Origin of the sequence: uncultured Roseovarius sp. (assembly GCF_913057115.1) — a bacterium.
In the GTDB taxonomy this organism is placed as follows: domain Bacteria; phylum Pseudomonadota; class Alphaproteobacteria; order Rhodobacterales; family Rhodobacteraceae; genus Roseovarius.
The window spans coordinates 19,449-40,918 of the sequence record NZ_CAJXNN010000027.1 but is presented as its reverse complement, the minus strand read 5'-3'; the positions used below and the strand labels follow the sequence as shown (position 1 = coordinate 40,918).

Annotated in this window: 22 protein-coding genes; 15 read left to right on the top strand and 7 right to left on the bottom strand. The window is 58.2% G+C overall.

The window, feature by feature from the left end; translation table 11 throughout:
• Window positions 1–99: 99 nt before the first annotated feature.
• Complete coding sequence (phnF, locus tag QZ498_RS12050) at window positions 100–822, bottom strand: phosphonate metabolism transcriptional regulator PhnF (protein WP_294622553.1); 723 nt, start codon at window positions 820–822, stop codon at window positions 100–102.
• A 102-nt stretch (window positions 823–924) separates the two neighbouring features.
• On the opposite strand from phnF, the gene phnG reads away from it, so the two are divergent.
• The 7 genes from phnG to phnN are packed head-to-tail and all read left to right on the top strand — an operon-like array spanning window position 925 to window position 5,926.
• The gene (gene phnG / locus QZ498_RS12045; RefSeq protein WP_294622551.1) at window positions 925–1,368 is read left to right on the top strand and encodes a phosphonate C-P lyase system protein PhnG; all 444 of its coding nucleotides are present in this window, start codon (window positions 925–927) and stop codon (window positions 1,366–1,368) included.
• Complete coding sequence (gene phnH / locus QZ498_RS12040; RefSeq protein ID WP_294622549.1) at window positions 1,368–1,937, top strand: phosphonate C-P lyase system protein PhnH; 570 nt, start codon at window positions 1,368–1,370, stop codon at window positions 1,935–1,937. Before phnG ends, phnH begins: the two co-directional genes overlap by 1 nt.
• Window positions 1,937–3,025 carry a carbon-phosphorus lyase complex subunit PhnI gene (locus QZ498_RS12035; RefSeq protein ID WP_294622547.1) on the top strand — a complete coding sequence of 363 codons (1,089 nt, stop codon included), beginning with the start codon at window positions 1,937–1,939 and terminating at the stop codon, window positions 3,023–3,025. Before phnH ends, QZ498_RS12035 begins: the two co-directional genes overlap by 1 nt.
• Complete coding sequence (locus tag QZ498_RS12030) at window positions 3,022–3,903, top strand: alpha-D-ribose 1-methylphosphonate 5-phosphate C-P-lyase PhnJ (RefSeq protein WP_294622545.1); 882 nt, start codon at window positions 3,022–3,024, stop codon at window positions 3,901–3,903. Before QZ498_RS12035 ends, QZ498_RS12030 begins: the two co-directional genes overlap by 4 nt.
• Window positions 3,900–4,670, top strand: a complete 771-nt coding sequence (phnK, locus tag QZ498_RS12025; protein ID WP_294622543.1) for a phosphonate C-P lyase system protein PhnK — start codon at window positions 3,900–3,902, stop codon at window positions 4,668–4,670. The genes QZ498_RS12030 and phnK overlap by 4 nt, the downstream gene beginning before the upstream one ends.
• Window positions 4,671–4,685: 15 nt before the next feature.
• A complete protein-coding gene (gene phnL / locus QZ498_RS12020; protein WP_294622542.1) occupies window positions 4,686–5,366 on the top strand; it encodes a phosphonate C-P lyase system protein PhnL in 681 nt (226 codons plus the stop codon).
• Window positions 5,363–5,926: a phosphonate metabolism protein/1,5-bisphosphokinase (PRPP-forming) PhnN gene (phnN, locus tag QZ498_RS12015; protein WP_294622541.1), complete on the top strand. Its 564-nt coding sequence runs from the start codon at window positions 5,363–5,365 to the stop codon at window positions 5,924–5,926. The genes phnL and phnN overlap by 4 nt, the downstream gene beginning before the upstream one ends.
• Here the strand turns inward: phnN and QZ498_RS12010 are convergent.
• Entirely contained in the window at window positions 5,896–6,582 is a 687-nt protein-coding gene (locus tag QZ498_RS12010; protein ID WP_294622540.1) for a DUF1045 domain-containing protein, read from the bottom strand. The genes phnN and QZ498_RS12010 overlap by 31 nt on opposite strands.
• A 50-nt stretch (window positions 6,583–6,632) precedes the next feature.
• Here QZ498_RS12010 and QZ498_RS12005 point away from each other — a divergent pair, with 50 nt between their 5' ends.
• The 4 genes from QZ498_RS12005 to QZ498_RS11990 all read left to right on the top strand — a co-directional run bounded on the left by QZ498_RS12005 (window position 6,633) and on the right by QZ498_RS11990 (window position 10,072).
• Window positions 6,633–7,775, top strand: coding sequence for an alpha-D-ribose 1-methylphosphonate 5-triphosphate diphosphatase (locus QZ498_RS12005; protein WP_294622539.1), 1,143 nt, complete (start codon window positions 6,633–6,635; stop codon window positions 7,773–7,775).
• A gap of 39 nt (window positions 7,776–7,814) precedes the next feature.
• Window positions 7,815–8,516, top strand: coding sequence for a fumarylacetoacetate hydrolase family protein (locus QZ498_RS12000; RefSeq protein ID WP_294622538.1), 702 nt, complete (start codon window positions 7,815–7,817; stop codon window positions 8,514–8,516).
• Between the two features lie 112 nt (window positions 8,517–8,628).
• On the top strand, window positions 8,629–9,591 hold the full coding sequence (locus QZ498_RS11995; RefSeq protein WP_294622537.1) for an SLAC1 anion channel family protein: 963 nt from the start codon (window positions 8,629–8,631) through the stop codon (window positions 9,589–9,591).
• Between the two features lie 40 nt (window positions 9,592–9,631).
• Window positions 9,632–10,072, top strand: coding sequence for a hypothetical protein (locus QZ498_RS11990; protein WP_294622536.1), 441 nt, complete (start codon window positions 9,632–9,634; stop codon window positions 10,070–10,072).
• A 67-nt stretch (window positions 10,073–10,139) separates the two neighbouring features.
• Here QZ498_RS11990 and QZ498_RS11985 read toward each other — a convergent pair whose 3' ends face one another.
• Entirely contained in the window at window positions 10,140–11,828 is a 1,689-nt protein-coding gene (locus QZ498_RS11985; protein ID WP_294622535.1) for an acyl-CoA dehydrogenase family protein, read from the bottom strand.
• A 146-nt stretch (window positions 11,829–11,974) separates the two neighbouring features.
• Here QZ498_RS11985 and QZ498_RS11980 point away from each other — a divergent pair, with 146 nt between their 5' ends.
• Together QZ498_RS11980 and QZ498_RS11975 are read left to right on the top strand one after the other, a co-directional pair.
• On the top strand, window positions 11,975–12,745 hold the full coding sequence (locus tag QZ498_RS11980) for a sulfite exporter TauE/SafE family protein (RefSeq protein ID WP_294622534.1): 771 nt from the start codon (window positions 11,975–11,977) through the stop codon (window positions 12,743–12,745).
• A 213-nt stretch (window positions 12,746–12,958) separates the two neighbouring features.
• Window positions 12,959–14,863 (top strand): acyl-CoA synthetase, encoded by a 1,905-nt coding sequence (locus QZ498_RS11975; protein WP_294622533.1) that lies wholly within the window; start codon window positions 12,959–12,961, stop codon window positions 14,861–14,863.
• Between the two features lie 81 nt (window positions 14,864–14,944).
• Here the strand turns inward: QZ498_RS11975 and QZ498_RS11970 are convergent, their stop codons facing one another.
• Complete coding sequence (locus QZ498_RS11970; protein WP_294622532.1) at window positions 14,945–16,402, bottom strand: 2-isopropylmalate synthase; 1,458 nt, start codon at window positions 16,400–16,402, stop codon at window positions 14,945–14,947.
• A gap of 156 nt (window positions 16,403–16,558) precedes the next feature.
• Between QZ498_RS11970 and QZ498_RS11965 the strand changes: the two genes are divergently transcribed.
• Window positions 16,559–18,217: an NAD+ synthase gene (locus tag QZ498_RS11965; RefSeq protein ID WP_294622531.1), complete on the top strand. Its 1,659-nt coding sequence runs from the start codon at window positions 16,559–16,561 to the stop codon at window positions 18,215–18,217.
• Window positions 18,218–18,393: 176 nt separating this feature from the next.
• On the opposite strand, the gene QZ498_RS11960 is transcribed toward QZ498_RS11965, so the two are convergent.
• The gene (locus tag QZ498_RS11960; protein ID WP_294622530.1) at window positions 18,394–18,606 is read right to left on the bottom strand and encodes a DUF6356 family protein; all 213 of its coding nucleotides are present in this window, start codon (window positions 18,604–18,606) and stop codon (window positions 18,394–18,396) included.
• Between the two features lie 108 nt (window positions 18,607–18,714).
• Between QZ498_RS11960 and QZ498_RS11955 the strand changes: the two genes are divergently transcribed.
• A complete protein-coding gene (locus QZ498_RS11955; RefSeq protein WP_294622528.1) occupies window positions 18,715–19,176 on the top strand; it encodes an Lrp/AsnC family transcriptional regulator in 462 nt (153 codons plus the stop codon).
• A 90-nt stretch (window positions 19,177–19,266) separates the two neighbouring features.
• Here the strand turns inward: QZ498_RS11955 and QZ498_RS11950 are convergent, their stop codons facing one another.
• Window positions 19,267–20,409 carry a saccharopine dehydrogenase family protein gene (locus QZ498_RS11950; RefSeq protein WP_294622527.1) on the bottom strand — a complete coding sequence of 381 codons (1,143 nt, stop codon included), beginning with the start codon at window positions 20,407–20,409 and terminating at the stop codon, window positions 19,267–19,269.
• A gap of 3 nt (window positions 20,410–20,412) precedes the next feature.
• The gene (locus QZ498_RS11945; RefSeq protein ID WP_294622526.1) at window positions 20,413–21,468 is read right to left on the bottom strand and encodes a saccharopine dehydrogenase; all 1,056 of its coding nucleotides are present in this window, start codon (window positions 21,466–21,468) and stop codon (window positions 20,413–20,415) included.
• Window positions 21,469–21,470: the final 2 nt, after the last annotated feature.

Genomic DNA, 21,470 nt, shown 5'->3' with positions numbered 1-21,470 from the left:
CGAAAAGGGGGCGACCCTGGGGTCACCCCCGGTTAGGTGCTCAAATAATGGGGACAAAGAATATGCAGAATGTTATCTCGAATCTGTAACGACTTCATGTCATGTCATGTCATCTTCGTTCAGGGTCAGTGTCACCCGATCACCAGCAAACCATGTGCGCCCGTATTCTATGGGTGCTCCGTCCTCATCCACATTGACACCCACCGACCGCAGAATTGGGGCACCCTCTGTGACCCGCAGGTGAAGCGCCTGAGCGGCACTGGCCAGCTTTGCGGTAAGCTGCGTTGAAAAGCGGGTATAATCCTTTACTCCCATATGTTTAAGGGCTGCGGTCACCGAGCGCTTTTGCTCCAAAAGTTGCGGCAGATCGGGGAACCTCTGGGCTGGAAAGACGCTGCGAAACAGGGCGATAGGCTGTCCATCCGCGAGTGACAGGCCATAATAGACATGCACGAGATCGCCCATGTGCAGATTGAGCGCCTCCGCCTCTCGCGTGTCGCAAGAACGGGTTTCGATCGACAGTATTTCCTTCGCGGGCATCCGCCCCGCCGCTTCGAGGTTTTGGTGAAATCGAACCCTGCGGCCAATCGGATACTCTGCCGGCGACATCGCCACAAACACTCCGGCCCCCCGCCTGGCATGCACAATTCCATCCTCGGCCAACTGTCCCAACGCGCGCCTGACCGTATGCCGGTTCACGCCAAAGCGTTTCGACAAAGCCGCCTCCGTCGGCAGCTTGTCTCCGGGATGATACCGCCCCTCGGCGATATCCGTGCTCAGGCTACTGTGAATGGACTTCCAAACTGGTGTCTTCTTGTTCATGTCACGAAAACTTCACGTCATTGGGGATTGTTGGATCAGCGGGAATCGGGTAACTATTTGTCTAGTTGTATAGGAAAATAGACAAATCTGCAAGGTGTCTAGATGACGGATGATGCATCGCGAAAACACTGGATGGGCCTGCTTGCAAAGGCCGCCCCCCAAGATCTTGCGCGTCTTTGGGCCAAAGTGTCGATGGACGTGCAGTTCAGCTTTCTCCGCGTGCCCGAAGTCGGGGCTGTCATGGTTCGTGGCAGGGCGGGAGCAACGGGTGCCCCGTTTAATCTTGGCGAGATGACAGTTGCGCGCTGTTCGGTGCAGCTTGAGGGCGGCGAAATCGGCCACGCTTATGTCCAAGGTCGTGACAAAACACATGCCACCCAGGCCGCGGTTATCGATGCGCTTATGCAGACCGGCAAGGCTGATACACTGCGTGAGCATATCCTTGATCCTCTACGTGAAGACCTTGAGCAGGCGCGCGCCGCGCGTGCTGCCCGCGCCGCCGCTACGAAGGTTGATTTCTTTACCATGGCACGGGGGGAAGACTGATGCAGGCGGATACATTGAAAGGAGGCTTCGCCGACGCCTCCGTCCAGTCGGCGAAGGCGTTTCGTGCCGCCATGAACGCCATGGCGCGCCCCGGACGGATCGAACTCTTGGATGGTGCCCGGCCCCCGGCCCCGATGTCGCGTGCGGCGGGTGCGTTGATCCTGACACTGTGCGATCCGGAAACTCCGATCCACCTTGCGGGTATGCATGATTGCCCGGATGTAAGAGCCTGGATTGCCTTCCATACCGGAGCACCGATCGCAGAGCCGGAATCCGCAAGTTTTGTTCTTGGCAACTGGCCGTCGCTTCATCCGATTTCACGATTCCCCAAAGGCACGCCTGACTACCCTGATCGGTCGGCAACCCTGATTGTCGAAATGCCGGAACTGAGCGCCACCGGTGCGAGGCTATCAGGGCCGGGCGTCAAGGATGTGACCGGATTTGCCTTGCCCGAAGTGGCGTCTTTTCAAGCAAACGCAGCTCTCTATCCTTTGGGGTTGGATTTCTTTTTTACCTGCGGGTCCGAAGCCGCCGCGTTGCCACGTTCAACCAAGGTGGAGAGTACCTGATGTATGTTGCAGTCAAAGGTGGCGAGCGTGCCATCGACAATGCCCACGCTTGGCTGGCCGAAGAGCGTCGTGGAGACACGTCAGTGGCCGAGCTCTCGACCTCGCAAATTCGCGAACAGTTGGCTCTGGCCGTGAACCGGGTCATGGCAGAGGGGTCGCTTTACGATCCTGACCTCGCGGCGCTTGCGATCAAACAAGCGCGGGGTGATTTGATCGAGGCAATCTTCCTGATCCGGGCCTATCGCACCACGCTGCCCCGGTTGGGTGCATCGGAGCCTGTGGAGACCGCCAAGATGGCTTGTGACCGCAGGATTTCGGCCACCTTCAAGGATGCGCCGGGTGGGCAGGTTCTGGGGCCGACGTTCGACTATACGCACCGCTTGCTTGATTTCAAGTTGGCTGCCGAAGGGGAGACACCGCAAGCGCCAGAGGCCGAACCGGCAGGAGGGCCGACGCCGCACATCACCGGGTTTTTAAACCGTGAGGGGGTGATCCAGTCCGAGCCTGAGGGCGATGAGATCCCGCCTGATCTGACGCGCGAGCCGATGGAGCTTCCGGCGAACCGATCCTTGCGCCTGCAATCGCTAAGCCGGGGGGATGAGGGATTCATCCTGTCGATGGCCTATTCCACGCAACGCGGATATGCCCGCAACCATGCCTTTGTGGGGGAATTGCGCATCGGTGCCGTGGCGGTCGAGATGGAGGTGCCTGAATTGGGATTCGCCATCGAGATTGGCGAGATCACCCTGACGGAATGCGAAACGGTAAACCAGTTCACCGGCTCCAAAACCGAACCGGCGCAGTTCACGCGCGGCTATGGCCTTGTCTTCGGACAGACCGAGCGCAAGGCGATTTCCATGGCGCTTGTCGATCGCGCGTTGCGGTGGAAAGAGTTGGGCGAGGAAGACCAGGGTGCCCCGGCGCAGGACGAAGAGTTTGTCTTGATGCACGCCGACAATATTCAGGCAACGGGCTTTTTGGAGCACATCAAGCTGCCCCATTACGTTGATTTTCAATCCGAGTTGGAACTGGTGCGCAAACTGCGGCGCGAAGCACAAGCTACATCCATGCCGGAGGCTGCGGAATGACTGACCAATCCTATAACTTTGCCTATCTGGACGAACAGACCAAACGGATGATCCGCCGCGCGATTCTCAAGGGGCTTGCCATTCCCGGTTATCAGGTGCCTTTCGCCAGTCGCGAGATGCCGATGCCCTATGGTTGGGGCACCGGCGGCGTGCAGGTCAGTGCCGCCACCCTGATGCCCGATGATACCTTCAAGGTGATCGACCAAGGGGCCGATGACACGACGAATGCGGTTTCGATCCGCAAGTTCTTTGAGAAAACGGCGGGGGTGGCGACCACCGAGGAAACCGAGAAGGCAACGGTCATCCAGACCCGGCACCGGATCCCGGAAACCCCGCTGCACGAAGATCAGGTGCTTGTCTACCAAGTGCCGATCCCTGAACCGCTGCGCTTTCTGGAGCCTCGCGAGACCGAGACACGCAAGATGCACAGCCTTGAGGAATATGGGCTGATGCATGTGAAGCTCTATGAAGACATCAGTCAGCATGGTGCGATTGCCACCTCTTACGCCTATCCGGTGAAGGTGGAAGGCCGCTATGTGATGGACCCGTCCCCGATCCCGAAATTTGACAACCCGAAAATGGCCGATTGCCCGGCGATCCAACTGTTCGGGGCGGGCCGGGAGCAAAGGATTTACGCCCTGCCGCCTTACAGCCGAGTGGTCAGCCTGGATTTCGAAGATCATCCCTTTGATCCCAGCAAAGCCGATCACCCCTGTGATCTTTGCGGGGCTGAGGACAGCTACCTTGATGAGGTCATCACGGATGACGCGGGCGGCCGCATGTTTGTCTGCTCGGACACGGATTATTGCCGGGCGCGGCGAGAGGCGGGGCATGTCGGGGCGCAAGCACCCGCTATGAAAGAGGGGGCAGGTGCATGAAACCGCTTTTGCAGGTCCGTGATATTTCGAAGTTCTATGGTGCGCGGCTTGGGTGTCGCGATGTGGGCTTTGACCTTTACCCCGGAGAGGTCATGGGGATTGTCGGGGAGAGTGGCTCGGGGAAATCCACTCTTCTCGGCTGCCTCGCCGGTCAGTTAGCTCCTGATACCGGCGAGGTTTTGTTCGACACGCGCGGCGAAGGGCCGCGCGATACGCTGAAGATGTCCGAACCTGAGCGCCGGATGCTGGCGCGGACCGATTGGGCCTTTGTCCATCAACACGCACGGGAAGGCCTTCGAATGGGGGTAAGTGCTGGCGGGAATGTTGGTGAGCGCCTGATGGCCGTGGGCGCGCGGCACTACGGCGATATTCGTGACCAAGCGATTGACTGGCTGGGGCGAGTCGAGATTTCCGAAGATCGGGTGGATGACAAGCCCACAGCCTTTTCCGGAGGGATGCAGCAGCGGTTGCAGATTGCCCGGAATCTGGTGACGGGACCGCGGTTGGTGTTCATGGATGAACCGACAGGGGGGCTGGATGTCAGCGTGCAAGCAAGGCTTTTGGATCTGCTGCGTGGGCTGGTGCGCGAGATGGGCCTTTCGGCGATCATCGTGACGCATGACTTGGCCGTGGTGCGCCTGTTGGCGGATCGACTTATGGTGATGAAAGACGGCCATGTGGTGGAAACCGGCCTCACCGATCAGGTGCTGGACGACCCGCAGCATGGCTATACGCAGCTTCTGGTTTCCAGCGTGTTGCAGGTGTGACGGGGGATTGATGAAATGATCGAGATCGAGAACGTCAGCAAAACCTTCACGCTGCATAATCAGGGTAGCGCCGTTATCCCGGTGATGGAGGGGGCGAAGCTGAGTGTCCAGCCAGGTGAATGTGTGGCTTTGATCGGCGCCTCGGGAGCGGGCAAATCCACCCTGATGCGGATGATCTACGGTAATTACCTTGCGGCCTCTGGGCGTATCGTGGTGGGCGAGGTCGACGTGGCCCAAGCCGCACCCCGCGAAATCCTGACCCTGCGCCGCCATACACTTGGTTACGTCAGCCAGTTCTTGCGGGTGGTGCCGCGTGTACCGACTCTTGAGGTGGTGGCCGAGCCGCTCTTGATGGTGGGGGAGCCGCGCCAGGCTTCGCTTGCCCGTGCCGGTGAGTTGCTGACCCGCCTCAATATCCCCGAACGGCTCTGGGGCCTCAGCCCCACGACCTTTTCCGGGGGCGAGCAACAGCGGGTCAATATCGCCCGGGGATTTGCCCATGCCTATCCCGCGCTATTGTTGGACGAACCTACGGCAAGCCTTGATGCCCAAAACCGAGACACGGTTTTGTCATTGGTTGAAGAGGCCAAGGAGCGCGGGGCGGCCATAGTGGGGATTTTCCATGACGAGGCCGCGCGCCAGAGGGTTTGCGACCGCGAGATTGACGTAACCGCCTTTACGCCGGTGGCAGCATGACGGGACAAGGGCGCCTTATCGGGGTTGTAGGACCCTCGGGTGTGGGCAAGGACACCGTAATGCGGGCCTTGTCAGAGGCGCATCCCGGACTGCGTCTAGTACGACGGGTGATCACCCGCACAGGGGGCGCTGTGGGCGAAGACTGCGATGTCGTCACCGAGCGAGAGTTTGAGACGAGGTGCGAGGCCGGGGCGTTTGCCCTGCATTGGCAAGCCCATGGCATGAGCTATGGCGTGCCTCGGGACATTGAAAGTCAATTGGCCGAGGGGCATGACCTGCTGGTCAACCTGTCGAGATCGGTCTTAGGGCATGCGCAAGCGCAGTTTCCTGGCTTCACGACGCTGGTTTTGAGGGCATCGGAGGAGATCCTACGCCAAAGGTTGATTGAGCGTGGGCGCGAAAGCCAGTCCGAGGTCGAGGGACGATTGGCGCGCAGGGATTTCGCACTTCCTCAAGGGCTGGACGCAGTTATCGGAATCCGTAACGACGGGCAACTTGAGGATACAGCAAACTTGGTGCTTGCCGCGCTCTACCCGGAAAAAGAAAGCCGTGTGATCTGATGGAATCTTCCTGTCAAATCTTCGCCCATCAAGGCCAACCCATCGATAAGAAATGGCCGTGGCAAAAGGGGTTGCATCAGGGTTTCCAGTCGGGGAACAAGTACTTTGCCTTCAGTCTTGGGCATTTTACCTGTCAGGGTGATGTGAAAGCGGAATTCTTCCATCACGTAGGGGTAGCCCCAAGATTGCAGCAATGCATCCTGAGCCGCTGTCAGGCCCCCGGCGCGGCGCTTGGCCAGTTCGTCCTCGGTAAGTGGGGCGCGGAATGGATCGAAGGCGCGTACCGCGTTGTTGGCCATGCTGTTGAGCTTGACCTCATCCCCAACGGGCCGCAGCGCCAGAAATCGGCCAAGCTGTGCGACGTTGAGGCCGTCCAATGTGATAACTGGCTGATCGGCGCAAAACGCCTCAAGCACCGCGCAAAGCGCGCTTTCGGTGGCCGCGGCATTCGGTCGAAAAGGTGGTTTGATCGTGGCGTGCAGCCCGTACTTGCGAGGTGTTTCCGTGACCTCCGCAATGGGTCGCGGCAGGCCGTCAATCTCCGGGTGCGCCACGGCCACACCTTGAACAGGATCCCACCCCAGCCACGCCGCTCCGAAATCGGCCAAGAGCCCCGGCGCGGGCGTGAAATAGATCGCGTATCTTTTGAATTCCATGGATGCCTCCGAAACCGCATGACCGCATGCCAAGACAGTGTAACCTTCCCATGACACAAGACTTCATTCTCGCCAATGCCAGCCTCGTTTTGCCGGAAGAATCCTTGACCGGCTCCCTTGTGATAAAAGATGGGGTAATCATGGATATCGCGACCGGGCCCAATGTGCCCAGAGGTGCGATTGATTGTGGTGGCGATATCGTGGCACCGGGATTGATCGAGTTGCACACCGACAATCTGGAACGTCATATTCAGCCGCGACCAAAGGTCGACTGGCCTCACAACGCCGCGATCCTCGCGCATGACGCGGAACTGGCCAGCACCGGGATCACGACAGTATTCGATGCGATGCGCGTGGGGTCGATCCCTTCAGGAAAGGGGCGATACCTTAAATATGCGCGGGAATTGGCAAGTGAGCTTTTGGCGCTGCGCGCCGATGATGCCTTGAAAATCAGTCATTTCTTGCACCTGCGCGCCGAGGTTTGTTCTGAAACTCTGGTTGAGGAAATGGAAGAATTTGGCCCCGAAGACCGTGTGGGGATCGTCAGCCTCATGGACCACACGCCAGGTCAAAGGCAGTTTCGAGATATCTCGAAACTGGAAGCCTATGTGAAAGGTAAGCTTTCTATGTCGGATGAGGAGTTCACCAATCATGTCGCCCAGTTGAAGGCACTGCGTGAAACACATGGTGACCATCACGAAACCGAAGCAGTGGCCGCTGCAAAGCGGTATGGTGCGGTTTTAGCCAGCCATGATGATACCACCGAAGGGCAGGTGAAGGTGTCAGCCGGGTATGGTATCAGCATGGCCGAGTTTCCAACGACGTTGGAGGCCGCAAGGGCCTGTCACGCACATGATATTCCCGTGATCATGGGGGCTCCGAACCTTATTCGCGGTGGATCGCATTCCGGCAATGTCGCAGCGCATGAACTAGCCGAGGCCGGGTATTTGGATATTCTATCCTCCGATTATGTGCCCGCCGCTCTCTTGCTGGCGGCCGTGCGTCTTTCAGAGCAATGGGATGATTGGGCCAAGGGGTTGGCGACGGTGACATGCAATCCTGCGCATGCGGTTGGCTTGGATGATCGCGGTGAGATTGCCATAGGCAAACGTGCGGATTTGATCCACTTTGCGATGCGCGGAGGTGCGCCAGCCTTGCGGTCGGTCTGGTCCAAGGGCGCGCGAGTTGCATGACCTTTTGACAGCGCATGTTTCTGCCCGCATAAGCAAGACATGATCAACGATCTGCTTTTTGACGCACCGCTGCCGCCCGCCATCCCCATAGACGGGGAGGAGCGCAAGTTTCCTGTTCGCAGAATATTCTGTGTTGGACGCAATTACGCGGCTCATGCGGCCGAGATGGGCAATGAAGTGGATCGCGAGGCCCCGTTCTATTTTACGAAATCAGCTCATGCCTTATGCCTTTCCGGTTCAGAAATTTCTTTTCCGCTTGCGACCGAGGATTGCCACTATGAGATGGAATTTGTCGTGGCAATTGGCGAAGAAGCATTCCGGGCGCGCCAAGAAACAGCCCTTGAAGCCGTATATGGATACGCTTGTGGTATCGACCTGACACGCAGGGATTTGCAGGCTGCCGCCAAGGAAAAGCGCCGCCCTTGGGATCTTGGCAAGGATTTTGAGAATGCAGCTGTCATCGCGCCGATCACGAGAGCCGACAAGTTCGGGCAACCCGAATCACAGCGCATCGCGCTGAGCCACAACGGCATCGTGGTGCAGGATGCTCAGTTGTCCGATATGGTCTGGTCCGTGCCTGAGTTGATTGCGCATTTGTCGCAGTACTACCACCTTCTGCCCGGTGATTTGATCTATACAGGAACGCCGGCGGGTGTGGGGGCAATCGCGCCTGGAAGTACCTTGTTGGGAGAGGTCGACGGGCTACAATCGGTCAGTGTTTCAATAGGACAATGCGAGTGAATTAGGCGCGCGTGATGTTGCGGCGCATTATTCCATTTCCGGGTTGATCTGGATCAACGAGACATCTTCATTTATATGCTGAATATGGAATGTATCTTTTGGGAGGCATTCCATGCATGGCGAAGACCACTCGGCACTAGAGAACTATCCAGTGACCCTTTTCACCATTGTGATGGGTATGGCGGGACTAGCCCTTGCCTTGCGCGCGGGAGAGCTTAGCCTTGGCTTCAGGCATTTGGCGTCCAGTGCGACTTACCTGCTGACTCTTGTGCTTTTCGCCCTGATCGCCAGCGGCTATGTCGCAAAGGCAATTCGATTTCCACAGGCCGTACGCGCCGAATGGGCGCATCCGGTTAAGCTTGCGTTCTTTCCTGCCATATCAATCGGTCTGCTTCTGTTGGCGGCGGCAACTTTGCCAATCTCCGTCCCCACAGCTCATGTGATGTGGGTGGCGGGTGCTATGGGGCAAGGCGTTTTGACGCTTGCCGTGATCTCGGGTTGGATCGGCGCGCGGTCTTTCCTGCACGGACATTTGTCGCCTGCGTGGTTCATTCCGGCCGTTGGCAACGTGATTGTACCGATTGCAGGTGCTCCTTTGGGATATGTCGAGCTCAGTTGGTTTTTTCTATCCGCGGGCTTGGTGTTTTGGATTGTTCTTTTGACCTTGGTTGTGAACCGGCTCGTCTTCCACGATCCTCTACCGGAGCGTTTGCAGCCAACCTTGGTGATCCTTATTGCCCCGCCCGCAGTTGGCTTTTTGGCGTGGATCACCTTGACTGGCGAGATCGATCATTTCGCGCGCATTCTGCTCAATAGCGCGTATTTGTTCGCTCTGATCATTGCGGTTCAAATCCCGCGCATCCTGCGCCTGCCCTTCGCGATGTCATTTTGGGCGCTCAGTTTTCCTATTGCGGCGCTGACAATCGCGAGTTTGCATTATGCTGAAGCGACCGGCTCTGATGCGCATCGCGTCATCGGAATTGGCCTCCTGTTGATCCTGTCTGTCACCCTTGCCGCGCTTTTGCTTCGTACGTTTCGTGCCGTGACGTCTGGCGCGGTCTTCCAACCTGAATGAACGGCATATGTTTCTCACTCCAACTTGAAAAGGACTTCCAATGCGTAAAACGCTGGCTTCCCTAACCCTCGCGGCGGCGACTGCTATCTCTGCACCTGTTCAGGCAGAAGAAGCAAAGAACTTGGTGACGGTCGTCACCTCGCCCGACGCGCAGACACAACTCATGTCGATGGTGCTGACCATGCAATCGGTGCAGCAGGGTGCCAAGGCGCAAATCTTGTTGTGCGGTCCCGCCGCTGACATGGCGCTGAAGGACGCACCTGAAAGCGCAACTGCACCACAGAAACCCAAGGACATGAGCCCCCAGGGTCTGATGAAAATGATCATGGATAAAACTGACACCAAGGTCGAAGTCTGCGCAATCTATCTTCCAAACAAAGGCGTCGATGCTTCGGCCCTGTTGGATGGGGTGACCGCGGCGAAGCCACCGGCCATGGCGGCAGCCTTGATCGCGGACAACACAACCGTTCTCAGCTTCTGAACCATGTGACGCCAGAAACAGCAAGGGCCGCCATTCGGCGGCCCTTCTCGTCTGTTCTAGCTGGTGATTAGCCGAGCAACCGGCGCGCGATCACCTGCGCCTGAATCTCGGCCGCTCCTTCGAAAATGTTCAGGATCCGAGCATCACACAGCACCCTGCTGATGGCATATTCCATGGCGAATCCGTTACCACCATGGATTTGCAGGCCGTTGTCCGCGGCGGCCCAAGCCACACGCGCACCAAGCAGTTTCGCCATGCCAGCCTCCAGGTCGCAACGGTGGCCGTTGTCCTTTTCCCATGCGCTGAAATATGTCAGCTGGCGGGCGACCATGATCTCAACCGCCATCATCGCCAATTTCCCGCTGACGCGCGGAAATTCGATCAGGGATTTGCCGAATTGCTTGCGGTCCTGCGCATACTGCATGCCGATATCTAGGGCCGACTGTGCCACACCAATTGCCCGAGCCGCGGTTTGGATGCGCGCGGATTCAAAAGTCTCCATCAACTGCTTGAAGCCTTTGCCCTCTTCGCCGCCCAGAAGGTTTTCGCCCTTCACATGGAAGTTATCAAAGCCCAGTTCGTACTCCTTCATCCCGCGATAACCCAACACCTCGATCTCGCCGCCGGTCATACCCTCGGTGGGGAAGGGGTTTTCGTCGGTGCCCGGGGTTTTTTCGGCCAGGAACATCGACAGGCCCCGATGATCGGTGGTGTCGGGCTTGGTCCGCGCCAGAAGCGTCATCACATGGGTCCGGGCCGCGTGGGTGATCCAGGTTTTGTTGCCGGTGACCTTCCAATCGCCGTTTTCGTCCTGCACCGCACGGGTGCGCAGGCTGCCAAGGTCCGAGCCGGTGTTGGGTTCGGTGAAAACGGCAGTCGGTAGGGTTTCGGCACTGGCCAGACGGGGCAGCCATTTTTGCTTCTGCTCTTCGGTTCCGCCCGCAATGATGAGTTCCGCAGCGATTTCCGAGCGGGTGCCAAGGCTGCCAACGCCAATGTACCCACGGCTGAGTTCTTCCGAGACCACACACATGGAGGCTTTCGAAAGGCCAAGCCCGCCATATTCTTCTGGGATGGTCAGGCCGAAAACACCCATCTCGGCCAGCTCTTCGATGATCTCCATCGGGATCAGTTCGTCTTTGAGGTGCCACTCGTGGGCGTATGGCTCTACTTTGTCGATGGCGAAACGGCGAAACTGTTCGCGGATCATTTCGAGTTCGTCATCCAGGCCGCTGTTGCCAACGGTTACTTCGGCGCTGCGCTCTTGCATCAATTGCACCAGACGGGTGCGCGCGGCCTGCGTATTGCCCTTTGCAATAAGCGTTTGCACTTCGGGGGCCTGGAAACCTTTAAGCGCGTCCCAGCCAAGGCCAAGGTCTTGCACCCGCACGATTTCACCTTGGTTCATCGGAATACCGCCAGCGATCTGTTGGAGATACTCCCCGAAGGCAATTTGATGAATCAATTGTTCGACTTCGCCGAATTTGCCCTCGCTGTTCAGGCCTGTGGCCCAGTTCTGCATCTGACGCAGGGACTCGACGTAAGTGGCAAGCCAAGCAAGCCCATGTGCCGCGGTTTGGTTTTCCTCAACCAAGCCGCCTGAAACACGACCATCGGAGACCACCTGCTCGCGCAGCTTGTCTCGGGCCTGATCCAGCACTGATTCAGCAGGGGCAACGGCTTTGCCCGTCAGGTCAAGCAGGTCATCCAGAATGATCGACTCTGCCATTGCGATGTCTTGTCCGTCATGTGCCATGAATCATATCCTTTTCCGAGTTGTCCTTACCTAGCTATTTCGCAGGTGCAGCGCAACTATTATGCCAAAACTGCGTCATTATTGTTCAAAAGTTGCGCCTTGAATTTTTGCGCTACAGCGCTAGCCCAAGCTGCTAAGAGGTGTGAATGGATTATGTAGTGCAGATCGCCTCGCCTTCCGCATGGATTATCATGCTTTGCGTCGCGTTTTTCGCCGGCCTCGTTAAGGGCGTTGTCGGGTTTTCAATGCCGATGGTCATGGTCTCGGGGCTTGGGTCCGTCGTTTCGGCTGAAATGGCGATTGCGGGGATGATTTTGCCCGCGCTCGTGACAAATCTCTGGCAAGCCCTGCGGCAAGGCCCGAGAGCGGCATGGACTGCGATCATACGCTTTCGGGTTTTCCTGCTGGCTGGGGTGGCCGTTTTGATCTTTGCCGCGCAGCTAGTGGCGATTCTTCCGCAGAATATTGTCCTGTTGATCATTGGTGTGCCCATTCTGCTATTCGCGCTATCATCCCTCTTGGGGCGACCCTTGCGCTTTCCGCCGAACCCAAGTCCATTCGCCGAAGGGCTTATTGGCGGTCTGACGGGCTTCTTTGGCGGTGTGTCGGGTGTTTGGGGAGCGACCACGGTTGCGATGCTGACGGCGCAGCACATCAACAAGAACGAGCAGATGCGCATTCAGGGAGTGATCTTTGGGCTGGGTGCGGTTGCCCTGATGTTCGCGCATATGGCCTCTGGCGTTTTCCGCCATGAAACAGCACCGTTTTCCGCATTATTGGTTGTGCCCGCCGTGATCGGGATCGGCTTTGGCTTTGCGATACAGGATCGGATAAACCAAACCGCCTTCAGACGCCTGACTCTTCTGGTTTTGCTCCTCGCCGGGGGTAATCTGATCCGCCGTGGCCTAATGGGGTGATACTTCGAGCAAAGTGCCCATGGCGCCACGTCGTCCGCGGAGGGTTAAAACCAAATGCTGCGATCTGACAACGGATGGCCTGCCGTGCGTGTGATAGCTGAAAACTCCCGAAACGTAGCGTAAAACTTGCGTGGGCGGCCAAAGCTGACCATGCTGACACGCAGGGAAGAAAACCGCGCCAAGAAAAATGGCGTGTTTCGGGGAGGATCGAAGATGAGTTTTGCCTCGCGGCAGGATGCGATTGATATTCAAAATGAAATGCCATGGGAAAAGCGTGACCGGCCAGCAACGCTGTATTCCATGCTGCGCGACTCGGTGGATGCATTCCCCGACCGTCCGGCGATAAGCTACCAGCTTCTGTCCGGTCCGACCGACAAGGCGCAGACAATGACGTGGCAACAGTTCCACGATCAGGTTTGCCGCGCGGCAAACCTGTTTCGCGATCTCAAGATCGGCGAATCGGATGTCGTGGCGCTTGTGCTGCCGAACTCTTTGGAAACCGCAGTCGCCACGATTGGAGGTGCCGTTGCGGGTATCGTGAATCCGATCAACCCGTTGCTTGAACCTGAGCAAATCGGTGCAATCCTTCGCGAAACCAATGCCAAGGTCGTTGTGACGCTAAAGGCCTTTCCCAAGACGGATATCGCACAGAAAACCGCCGAAGCGGTGCGCCACGCGCCTGCGGTCCATACTGTGCTCGAGATCGATCTGAACCGATACCTCAGTCCGCCCAAAAGTTGGATCGTGCCTTTGGTGCGGCCGAAGAACCCGGGCAATCACCATGCGGATGTGAAGTGCTTTGCAAAGGAAATGGCAAAATACCCGAACACGTTGTCCTTCGATGACAGCGCCGGGGATCGGGTGGCTGCCTATTTCCACACGGGTGGTACAACCGGCATGCCAAAGGTTGCGCAGCATCGCTATTCCGGAATGGTCTACAACGGTTGGCTTGGTCATCGTCTGTTGTTTACCGAAGAAGACAGCGTGATGTGTCCACTGCCGTTGTTCCATGTCTTCGCCTGTCACGTGATTCTGATGGCGATGATTAAATCCGGGGCGCATGTGGTGTTTCCGACACCGGCCGGTTATCGCGGTGATGGCGTTTTCGACAACTTCTGGAAGCTCTTGGAGCGCTGGAAGACGACCTTCGTGATTACCGTGCCGACTGCTGTATCGGCTTTGATGCAGCGTCCGGTTGATGCGGATATCTCGACGGTGAAAAACGCGTTCTCCGGTTCGGCCCCGATGCCGCTCGAACTCTTCAAGCGCTTCGAGTCGGCGACTGGTATGACCGTAATCGAGGGATATGGCCTGACCGAGGCAACCTGTCTTGTGTCCTGCAACCCGCCGACCGGTGAAAAGAAGGTTGGTTCGGTTGGCGTGGCGTTCCCCTACACTGACGTCCGTATCATCAATGTCGGTTCAGATGGCGAACCGCTCGAATGCGCCGCCGACGAGGTTGGTGAAATCTGTATATCAAGCCCCGGCGTCTACGCAGGCAACACCTATACCGAGGCAGCGAAGAACAAAGACCTGTATCACTATGGGACGCACCTGCGGACGGGTGATTTGGGCCGCATCGACCCGGACGGATACGTTTGGATCACCGGGCGAGCAAAGGACCTGATCATCCGTGGCGGACACAACATTGACCCTGCTGACATCGAAGAAGCATTGATGGCGCACCATGACGTGGGAATGGCCGGGGCCATCGGGCAACCTGACGCACATTCGGGGGAAATTCCCTGTGCCTACGTAGAGCTGGTCGAAGGCGGTTCGGCTACCGGAGAGGATCTGCGTGAACACTGCAAGGTCCATGTTCACGAACGCGCCGCGGTTCCGAAATATGTCGAAGTTCTGGATGAACTTCCGAAAACCGCTGTCGGCAAGGTCTTCAAGCCGGATCTTCGCAAGCGTGCCATCACGCGGGTCTATAACGCCGCCCTTGAGGAGGCCGGCGTCGATGCGCGCGTGGTGAGCGTCGTTGATTCGAAAAAGCGCGGCCTGGTTGCGCAAATTGAGAAAACCGGCGACGTCGATGAGGCTGCCATCGCCGATGTTCTGGGACAATTCGTGCGGCCTTGGGAATGGCTAGAGGATGCCGAAACGGAAACTTGAATTCAGTGTCCTTACAAACGTCCACACAAACAATGGGCCGGTCGTTGACCGGCCCTCTTCACTCCATACGGCGGTATGAGCTTATTCGGTGGATGTGTCGTTTTGTGGATCTTCCGAGGTTGCCTCGGTGTCTTCCGTCGTGGTGGTCGTGGCCTCGGTTAAGGCGCCGTCTTGCCATTGGCCGGTCGCCTCTTCGCCCGTGGCATAGCGCATCGTGCCTTCGCCTTGGCGCTTGCCGTCCAGGAATGTCCCTTCATAGACGTCCCCGTTGACATATGTGGCGACCCCCTGCCCGGAAATTTCGCCTTCTTTCCATTCACCTTCATAGGTGAACCCATCAGGCATCGTGATTTTGCCTTGACCGTGCCGCTGGCCATTGGCGAACTCGCCTTCATAGATCGTGCCGTCAGGGTAGGTCGCCGTGCCTTCACCGTGGCGTTGACCATCTTGCCATTCGCCTTCGTAGCGATAGCCGTCGGCATAGGTCATCACGCCATAGCCATCGTTCTTGGCGTTTTCAAATTCACCTTCGTAGACAAGCCCGTTGGGATAGGTGGCCGTGCCTTGTCCGTCAATCACACCGCCACGCCATTCGCCCTCGTAGGTCGAACCATCGGGATAAACAATCTTGCCTTGCCCATTCGCCAGATCGTCGCGGAACTCGCCTTCATAGACAGAGCCATCGGGATAAGTCACCTTACCTTGGCCTGAGATTTTTCCGGCAACCCAAGAGCCTTCATAGCGGTATCCGTCGGTCCCGGTGAAAACACCCTGACCATGGCGACGATCATCGGCGAAATCCCCTTCGTAGATGTCCCCATTCTCATAGGTGACTTTGCCCTTGCCTTCACGCCGTCCGCTGACGAGTTGCCCCTCGTAGACATCCCCATTCGGCTGGATCAAACGGCCTTCACCATCAATCTGGCCCTCTTTCCAAAGGCCTTCGTAGATCAGGCCGTCCGGCATGGTCAGCTTACCTTCGCCATGCCGGGCTCCGCGCTGAACAGCGCCTTCATAGACGGCACCGTCCGGATAGGTGATCGAGGCCTGCCCTTCCTTGACGCCATTCACCCAATCGCCTTCGTAGACGTATCCGCCCGGGCTTTCCATGCGGCCGCGGCCATGGTGCATGGCGTTGCGAAAGCCGCCTTCGTATCGGGTGCCATTGGCATAGACCGCAAGGCCCTGACCGGTGATTTTCCCTTCCGACCAAGTGCCTTCATAGGTGCCCCCGTCGGTGAAGACGATCTTTCCGACACCGTGGGGTTTGCCTTTCTCGAACTCACCTTCATAGACCGAGCCATTGGGAAACCGTGCAACGCCTTGGCCCTTGATTTCCCCATCGACCCATTCGCCGACATACTCATACCCGTTAGGAAGGGTGTAGGTGCCAGTCCCGTGTTGCAGCCCGTTCTTGAAAGTGCCTTCGTAGACCCCTCCATCGTCGTATTGCTTGGTTTGAACTTCGCCGTCCTGCGCATAGGCAAAGCTGGCGAGCGTGACCCCAAACAAAACGGATGTAATCAGCGATTTCGTCATAGACTGCCCCCAATGCCCCGGCACGCCACAGTGTAGCGGCTTTGGGGAAATTTAGAGGAGGCGCGCAGGGCTGACAACGGCTTTTGCCCAAATCGGCTTTCCCTTGCGCGACGATCTGCTAAATCTGGCGCAGAATGCAAGCCCGGGGGTAAATGCATGTCTGATCGCTTTCGCCTGACATTGGCGCAGCTGAACCCGACCGTGGGTGATATTGACGGCAATGCCACCCAAGCGCGTGCAGCTTGGGAGGCAGGCAAGCAGGCAGGCGCAAATCTGGTCGCGCTGCCGGAGATGTTCATCACGGGTTACAATACCCAAGACCTTGTAATGAAACCAGTTTTCCATCAAGCCGCAATTGCCGCGATTGAGGTTTTGGCGCAGGAATGTGCGGATGGTCCCGCGCTTGGTATCGGTGGTCCGGCACTTGAAGGGGCAAGCCTTTTCAATGCGTATTACATTCTGTCAGGCGGGCGGATCACGGCCTGTGTGCTTAAGCATCATTTGCCGAATGAAACCGTCTTCGATGAAGAGCGGCTCTATGCTTCGGGTGCGGTCAATGGGCCTTACGCTGTAGACGGTGTTCGGATCGGCTCGCCCATTTGCGAGGATAGCTGGTACGAAGATGTGGCCGAAACGCTGGCCGAAACGGGGGCAGAATTCCTTTTGGTTCCAAACGGTTCGCCCTATTACCGCGACAAATTGGCGGTTCGGCATCAGCTTATGGTGTCGCGCGTGGTCGAGACGGGATTGCCGCTGATATACCTTAACCTCGTGGGCGCGCAGGACGATCAGGTGTTTGATGGCGGCACATTCGCCTTGAACCCCGGTGGTGAACTGGCGCTGCAAATGCCACTGATGCAAGAGGGGATCGCGCATGTGGATATGGTGCGCGGGCCTGATGGCTGGCGTATCGAGAAGGGCGGTCTTGCACCAATCCCAAAGGCGCATGAGCAGGACTATCATGCCATGGTTCTGGCCTTGCGGGATTACATGCGCAAAACGGGATTTTCCAAGGTTTTGTTGGGCTTATCGGGTGGAATCGACTCGGCCTTGGTGGCGACGGTGGCCGTGGATGCGCTCGGCCCGGAAAACGTGCGCTGCGTGATGCTGCCTTCTGAATACACCGCCGACATCTCGCTTGAGGATGCCAAAGCGCTGGCGGAAAACCTTGGCTGCCGGTATGATTTTGTTCCGATTGCAGAGGGGCGGGAGGCGATCACCAACACGCTGGCCCCGCTATTCGAGGGCACAGAACCCAATGTGACCGAGGAGAATATCCAGTCGCGGTTGCGGGGATTGTTGTTGATGGCGATCAGCAACAAGTTCGGTGAAATGCTGTTGACGACAGGCAATAAATCCGAGGTCGCCGTGGGCTATGCGACCATTTATGGCGATATGTCCGGTGGATATAACCCGTTGAAAGACATGTATAAAACTCGTGTCTTTGAGACTTGCCGCTGGCGCAATGAGGAGCATCGTGACTGGATGCAAGGCCCCGGTGGAGTGGTTATCCCGCAGCGGATCATCGACCGCCCGCCCAGTGCCGAACTGGCCCCCGATCAGAAGGACGAGGACAGCTTACCGGAATACGCGGTGCTGGATGGTATCCTTGATATCCTTGTGGATCAGGACGGCAGCATCGCCGATTGCGTGGCCGCAGGGTATGACCGCGACGAGGCAAAGCGCGTGGAGCACCTGCTTTATATCTCGGAATACAAACGGTTCCAGTCAGCCCCGGGCACGCGGCTTTCCAAGCGGGCGTTCTGGTTGGATCGGCGGTATCCGATTGTTAACCGGTGGCGCGATCCGACCTAAGACCCGCGAATCGGGCCTAAGCCACTGTATTAACGACAAAAACCCCTGTCTGCATCGCGTCGGTTTCACGTCGGTATTGCGTCGGTATTTTTTACCGCACCCCCCGGAATTAACAGGGCGCGCGGTGAGAAACGTACAAAACGTACGCGCGTTTCGTACGTTTTGCTACCAGCGTGTCAGCGCCGATTGGTCAGCCGGGCGTGCATGTTTTGGATCATGCGGCTGGCGGTTTTTTCAAAGAGGCAGGGAATGACCGCGTGTACGAGGGCGGCAAAGCCTGCGCCCAGAAGTTGCGCGGCGAACCATCCGGCAAAGCGCATGTGTTGAAAATAGGTTTCATCGACGGATTGCGGGTGTTCGACAAAGATACGCTGGAATGTGCGGGTCATGTTTTGGCCTCCTGTTCGCGGTGTTTGGGGTAATTTATGCGATGGCGTCTAAGCAAGTGTCCCAAATTGCATTTTCAGTTCGGGTTAAGTTGAGATAATATCCCGTTTATGGTTCAAATGATCGACGATATTGATCGAAAAATCCTCAACCTGCTTCAGCGTGACGCCTCGCTGAGCGTGGATCAGCTTGCCGAGAATGTGAATCTGTCGCGTAATGCCTGTTGGCGGCGGGTGAAGCGGCTTGAAGCGGATGGGATCATTCAAAAGCGGGTGGCCATCGTGGACCCTCAGGCGCTTGGGCTGGCCTTGCAGGCGCTTGTTCTGATCCGAACCAATGACCATAGCGCCAAATGGCTGGAGGCCTTTCGCCGGGCCGTGCGCGAGATGCCCGAGATCATGTCGGCGCAGCGGATGAGCGGGGATTTGGATTACGTGCTGCGGGTCAGGGTGGCCGATATGGTGGCCTATGACCGGTTTTATCAGCGCCTGATCGAGAAGGTGCAGATCGCCGATGTCTCGGCCAGCTTCGTTATGGAGGATTTGAAAGAGACCACCGCGCTGCCGGTTTGAGGCCGAAATCTTTAAAAGATTTCGGACCGATTTCTTTTGAAGAAATCGGTTTGGGTGCGCAGAGACTGCGCACCCTACGGGTGTTGTACCTTAGGCGAGGTGGTCGACCACGGCGAGGTGTTGGGCGAGTTTGCTCACTTCGCCCAAGTAGCGTTCCACCAAGGCGGGGTCGTTCGGGGCGGGGGAGACGCCCGGTTCGATCTCGCCACCCAAGACGGATTCGATGGCCAGCGACAGGGGGATCGAGACGAGCCGCGCCATGGCGGTGCCATCCTCATCGCCCCATGCGTCCATCACGTATGTCTTGTGCCAGACGGTTTTACCGTCGCGTTCGGCTTTGAGCGAGACGCAGAGCACCACCCGGTCAGGCTCGCCTTCGTCATAGGCGTTCTCGCGCCAGAACTGATCGGACATTTCCTTGAGGCGGGCCTCACCGGCTTCGCCTTCCAGCGTTTCGATTTCGCGGAAGACATCGGCCCAAGCCTCGGTCCAGCCATTCAGGCGCAGGGTGCCGCGGACGAATTGTTTGACCCGCCAGTCGGGGGCGAATTGGTAATCCTCCATGAAGGGAATGGAATCGCGGTTGGGGTAGACCTCGAATGTTTCCGCCTCGGGCAGCGGCGCGGTGTAGCTGCTGATCGCGTCCCATGGGCGAGCGACGTTGAGTTCCTCGAAGTCGCGGATGGAGCGCGAGGGGGAGCGCAGCGCCTTGAGCACGCCCAAGGGCGACCAGCTGAACTTGTACCGGAAGGGGTTGGGGGTTTTCGGGATGCCGCCGCAGTAGGAAATGAAGCTGAGGTCATTTTCAGGATCGTAAGCGTCGGAGGCTTTGTAGTCGGCCACGAGGTGATGCGCCATCAGGTGGTCGATGCCCGGATCAAGCCCGATTTCATTGACGGCACAGATACCGCGCACGACAGCCTTGGCATGTAGCGCGCGCATTTCCGGTGCGATGTAGGAGCTTGAGACGAAATGCGCGCCCTTGTTGATGCACATTTCGGCCAGCGGCACATGCCAGTCGCCGGGCAGCATGGAGACCACCAGATCGCCCTCGGAGACCTCGCCCGAGAGGGTGTCGAAATCGAAGGCTTTGATCTTGTCCGTGAGGTCGCCCACGGCGGCTTGTGCCTTGTCGGTCGAGCGGTTCCAGACGCAGATGTCGTGGCCCGCCTTGATCAGGCGACGGAGCCCGGGGATGGCCGAAAGGCCAGTGCCGCACCAGTGAATTGTCATCGCTCAGATACCTTTCATGTTGTCGTTGAATGTGGCCTCGGCCCGTGCCCAGACACCTTCGGTCAGGGTGTCGAGGGTCAGGAGCGAAGGCAAGAGTTGTTCGGCGTAGTCCTGCGACGATTCCAGCGGCAGGAGGGAGGGCAGGTTGTCGATTGCCATGACGTCCAGCGGCGGTGTGTCGTGCACGCGGGTGGCCGGGGCATCCCAAGTGGTGGCCTGCCTATAGACCGGCACAGGGTTGTAATCGCTATCCGGGTCGCAGGCGACATCGCCGATGACCGAGAGGGCGCGATCCGCCGTGAGCGCGTCTTTCGGGACGAACACGGGCGTGCCGGGGCGTGCGAAGATGCAGTTCAGGAAGATGTCATGCGCGAGGATTTCGGGGAAGGGGCCGCCGTGGGCGGTTTCCTGCATATCCCAGCGGGTGGGGGTGACATCCATGGCGGTGCAGAGGTCGGCGGCGCCCGTGCCGACGCGCCCCAACGCGCCGATGACGATAGCTGAGGGGCGGGGCAGGCTGGTGGCGTCGAGTTGTTGCGCCAGATCGGCCAGCATCGCGTCTTTGTCGGGGTAGGCCGAGACCGGGCCGCAGAGGCCGCCGGATTTTTGCGCCGCCCATGCCATGAGGCTGACCGCCGCGCCCGCGTAGCCCGCCCAATAGCCGAAAGCGGCGACGCGGCGGCCTTTTTCATCGACGAGGTATTCCAGATCGTAAAGCGTGCCGCCCCCGGCCTTGAAGCGTTCCAGAAGGCGGCGGCCCGAGTGCTGGCCCTTGAAGGCATGGCCGAACATGATGTGGCGATGCGGCAGGGGGGTGCCATCGTCGGGCAGCTCCTTGAGGCCGAAGATGATGGCATCTCGGGGGGCATCGGGCCATGAATTTTCCGGCGCAATCTCGCATCCCGCCTCGCGGTAGCCGTCAATCGGGATGATGCGGCTGCTGCTTTCTTCGACCGTGACGCGCAGGCCCTTGGCGATGAGTTTTTCCGCGCCTTCGGGGGTCAGGCCGGTGCGGTCTTCGTTGGGGCGTTGCTCGGATCGGACCCAGAGGTGTGTCATGC

What these genes read in the sequence shown, in the direction of transcription:
- QZ498_RS11960 (WP_294622530.1), bottom strand. Translation starts at nt 18,606, where the DNA reads ATGACCCGCACATTCCAGCGTATCTTTGTCGAACACCCGCAATCCGTC.
- QZ498_RS12010 (WP_294622540.1), bottom strand. Translation starts at nt 6,582, where the DNA reads ATGGAATTCAAAAGATACGCGATCTATTTCACGCCCGCGCCGGGGCTC.
- QZ498_RS12035 (WP_294622547.1), top strand. Translation starts at nt 1,937, where the DNA reads ATGTATGTTGCAGTCAAAGGTGGCGAGCGTGCCATCGACAATGCCCAC.
- phnF (WP_294622553.1), bottom strand. Translation starts at nt 822, where the DNA reads ATGAACAAGAAGACACCAGTTTGGAAGTCCATTCACAGTAGCCTGAGC.
- QZ498_RS11965 (WP_294622531.1), top strand. Translation starts at nt 16,559, where the DNA reads ATGTCTGATCGCTTTCGCCTGACATTGGCGCAGCTGAACCCGACCGTG.
- QZ498_RS11975 (WP_294622533.1), top strand. Translation starts at nt 12,959, where the DNA reads ATGAGTTTTGCCTCGCGGCAGGATGCGATTGATATTCAAAATGAAATG.
- QZ498_RS11980 (WP_294622534.1), top strand. Translation starts at nt 11,975, where the DNA reads ATGGATTATGTAGTGCAGATCGCCTCGCCTTCCGCATGGATTATCATG.
- phnG (WP_294622551.1), top strand. Translation starts at nt 925, where the DNA reads ATGACGGATGATGCATCGCGAAAACACTGGATGGGCCTGCTTGCAAAG.
- QZ498_RS11950 (WP_294622527.1), bottom strand. Translation starts at nt 20,409, where the DNA reads ATGACAATTCACTGGTGCGGCACTGGCCTTTCGGCCATCCCCGGGCTC.
- phnH (WP_294622549.1), top strand. Translation starts at nt 1,368, where the DNA reads ATGCAGGCGGATACATTGAAAGGAGGCTTCGCCGACGCCTCCGTCCAG.
- QZ498_RS11970 (WP_294622532.1), bottom strand. Translation starts at nt 16,402, where the DNA reads ATGACGAAATCGCTGATTACATCCGTTTTGTTTGGGGTCACGCTCGCC.
- QZ498_RS11945 (WP_294622526.1), bottom strand. Translation starts at nt 21,468, where the DNA reads ATGACACACCTCTGGGTCCGATCCGAGCAACGCCCCAACGAAGACCGC.
- phnK (WP_294622543.1), top strand. Translation starts at nt 3,900, where the DNA reads ATGAAACCGCTTTTGCAGGTCCGTGATATTTCGAAGTTCTATGGTGCG.
- QZ498_RS11985 (WP_294622535.1), bottom strand. Translation starts at nt 11,828, where the DNA reads ATGGCACATGACGGACAAGACATCGCAATGGCAGAGTCGATCATTCTG.
- phnL (WP_294622542.1), top strand. Translation starts at nt 4,686, where the DNA reads ATGATCGAGATCGAGAACGTCAGCAAAACCTTCACGCTGCATAATCAG.
- QZ498_RS12000 (WP_294622538.1), top strand. Translation starts at nt 7,815, where the DNA reads ATGATCAACGATCTGCTTTTTGACGCACCGCTGCCGCCCGCCATCCCC.
- QZ498_RS11955 (WP_294622528.1), top strand. Translation starts at nt 18,715, where the DNA reads ATGGTTCAAATGATCGACGATATTGATCGAAAAATCCTCAACCTGCTT.
- QZ498_RS12030 (WP_294622545.1), top strand. Translation starts at nt 3,022, where the DNA reads ATGACTGACCAATCCTATAACTTTGCCTATCTGGACGAACAGACCAAA.
- phnN (WP_294622541.1), top strand. Translation starts at nt 5,363, where the DNA reads ATGACGGGACAAGGGCGCCTTATCGGGGTTGTAGGACCCTCGGGTGTG.
- QZ498_RS11995 (WP_294622537.1), top strand. Translation starts at nt 8,629, where the DNA reads ATGCATGGCGAAGACCACTCGGCACTAGAGAACTATCCAGTGACCCTT.
- QZ498_RS12005 (WP_294622539.1), top strand. Translation starts at nt 6,633, where the DNA reads ATGACACAAGACTTCATTCTCGCCAATGCCAGCCTCGTTTTGCCGGAA.
- QZ498_RS11990 (WP_294622536.1), top strand. Translation starts at nt 9,632, where the DNA reads ATGCGTAAAACGCTGGCTTCCCTAACCCTCGCGGCGGCGACTGCTATC.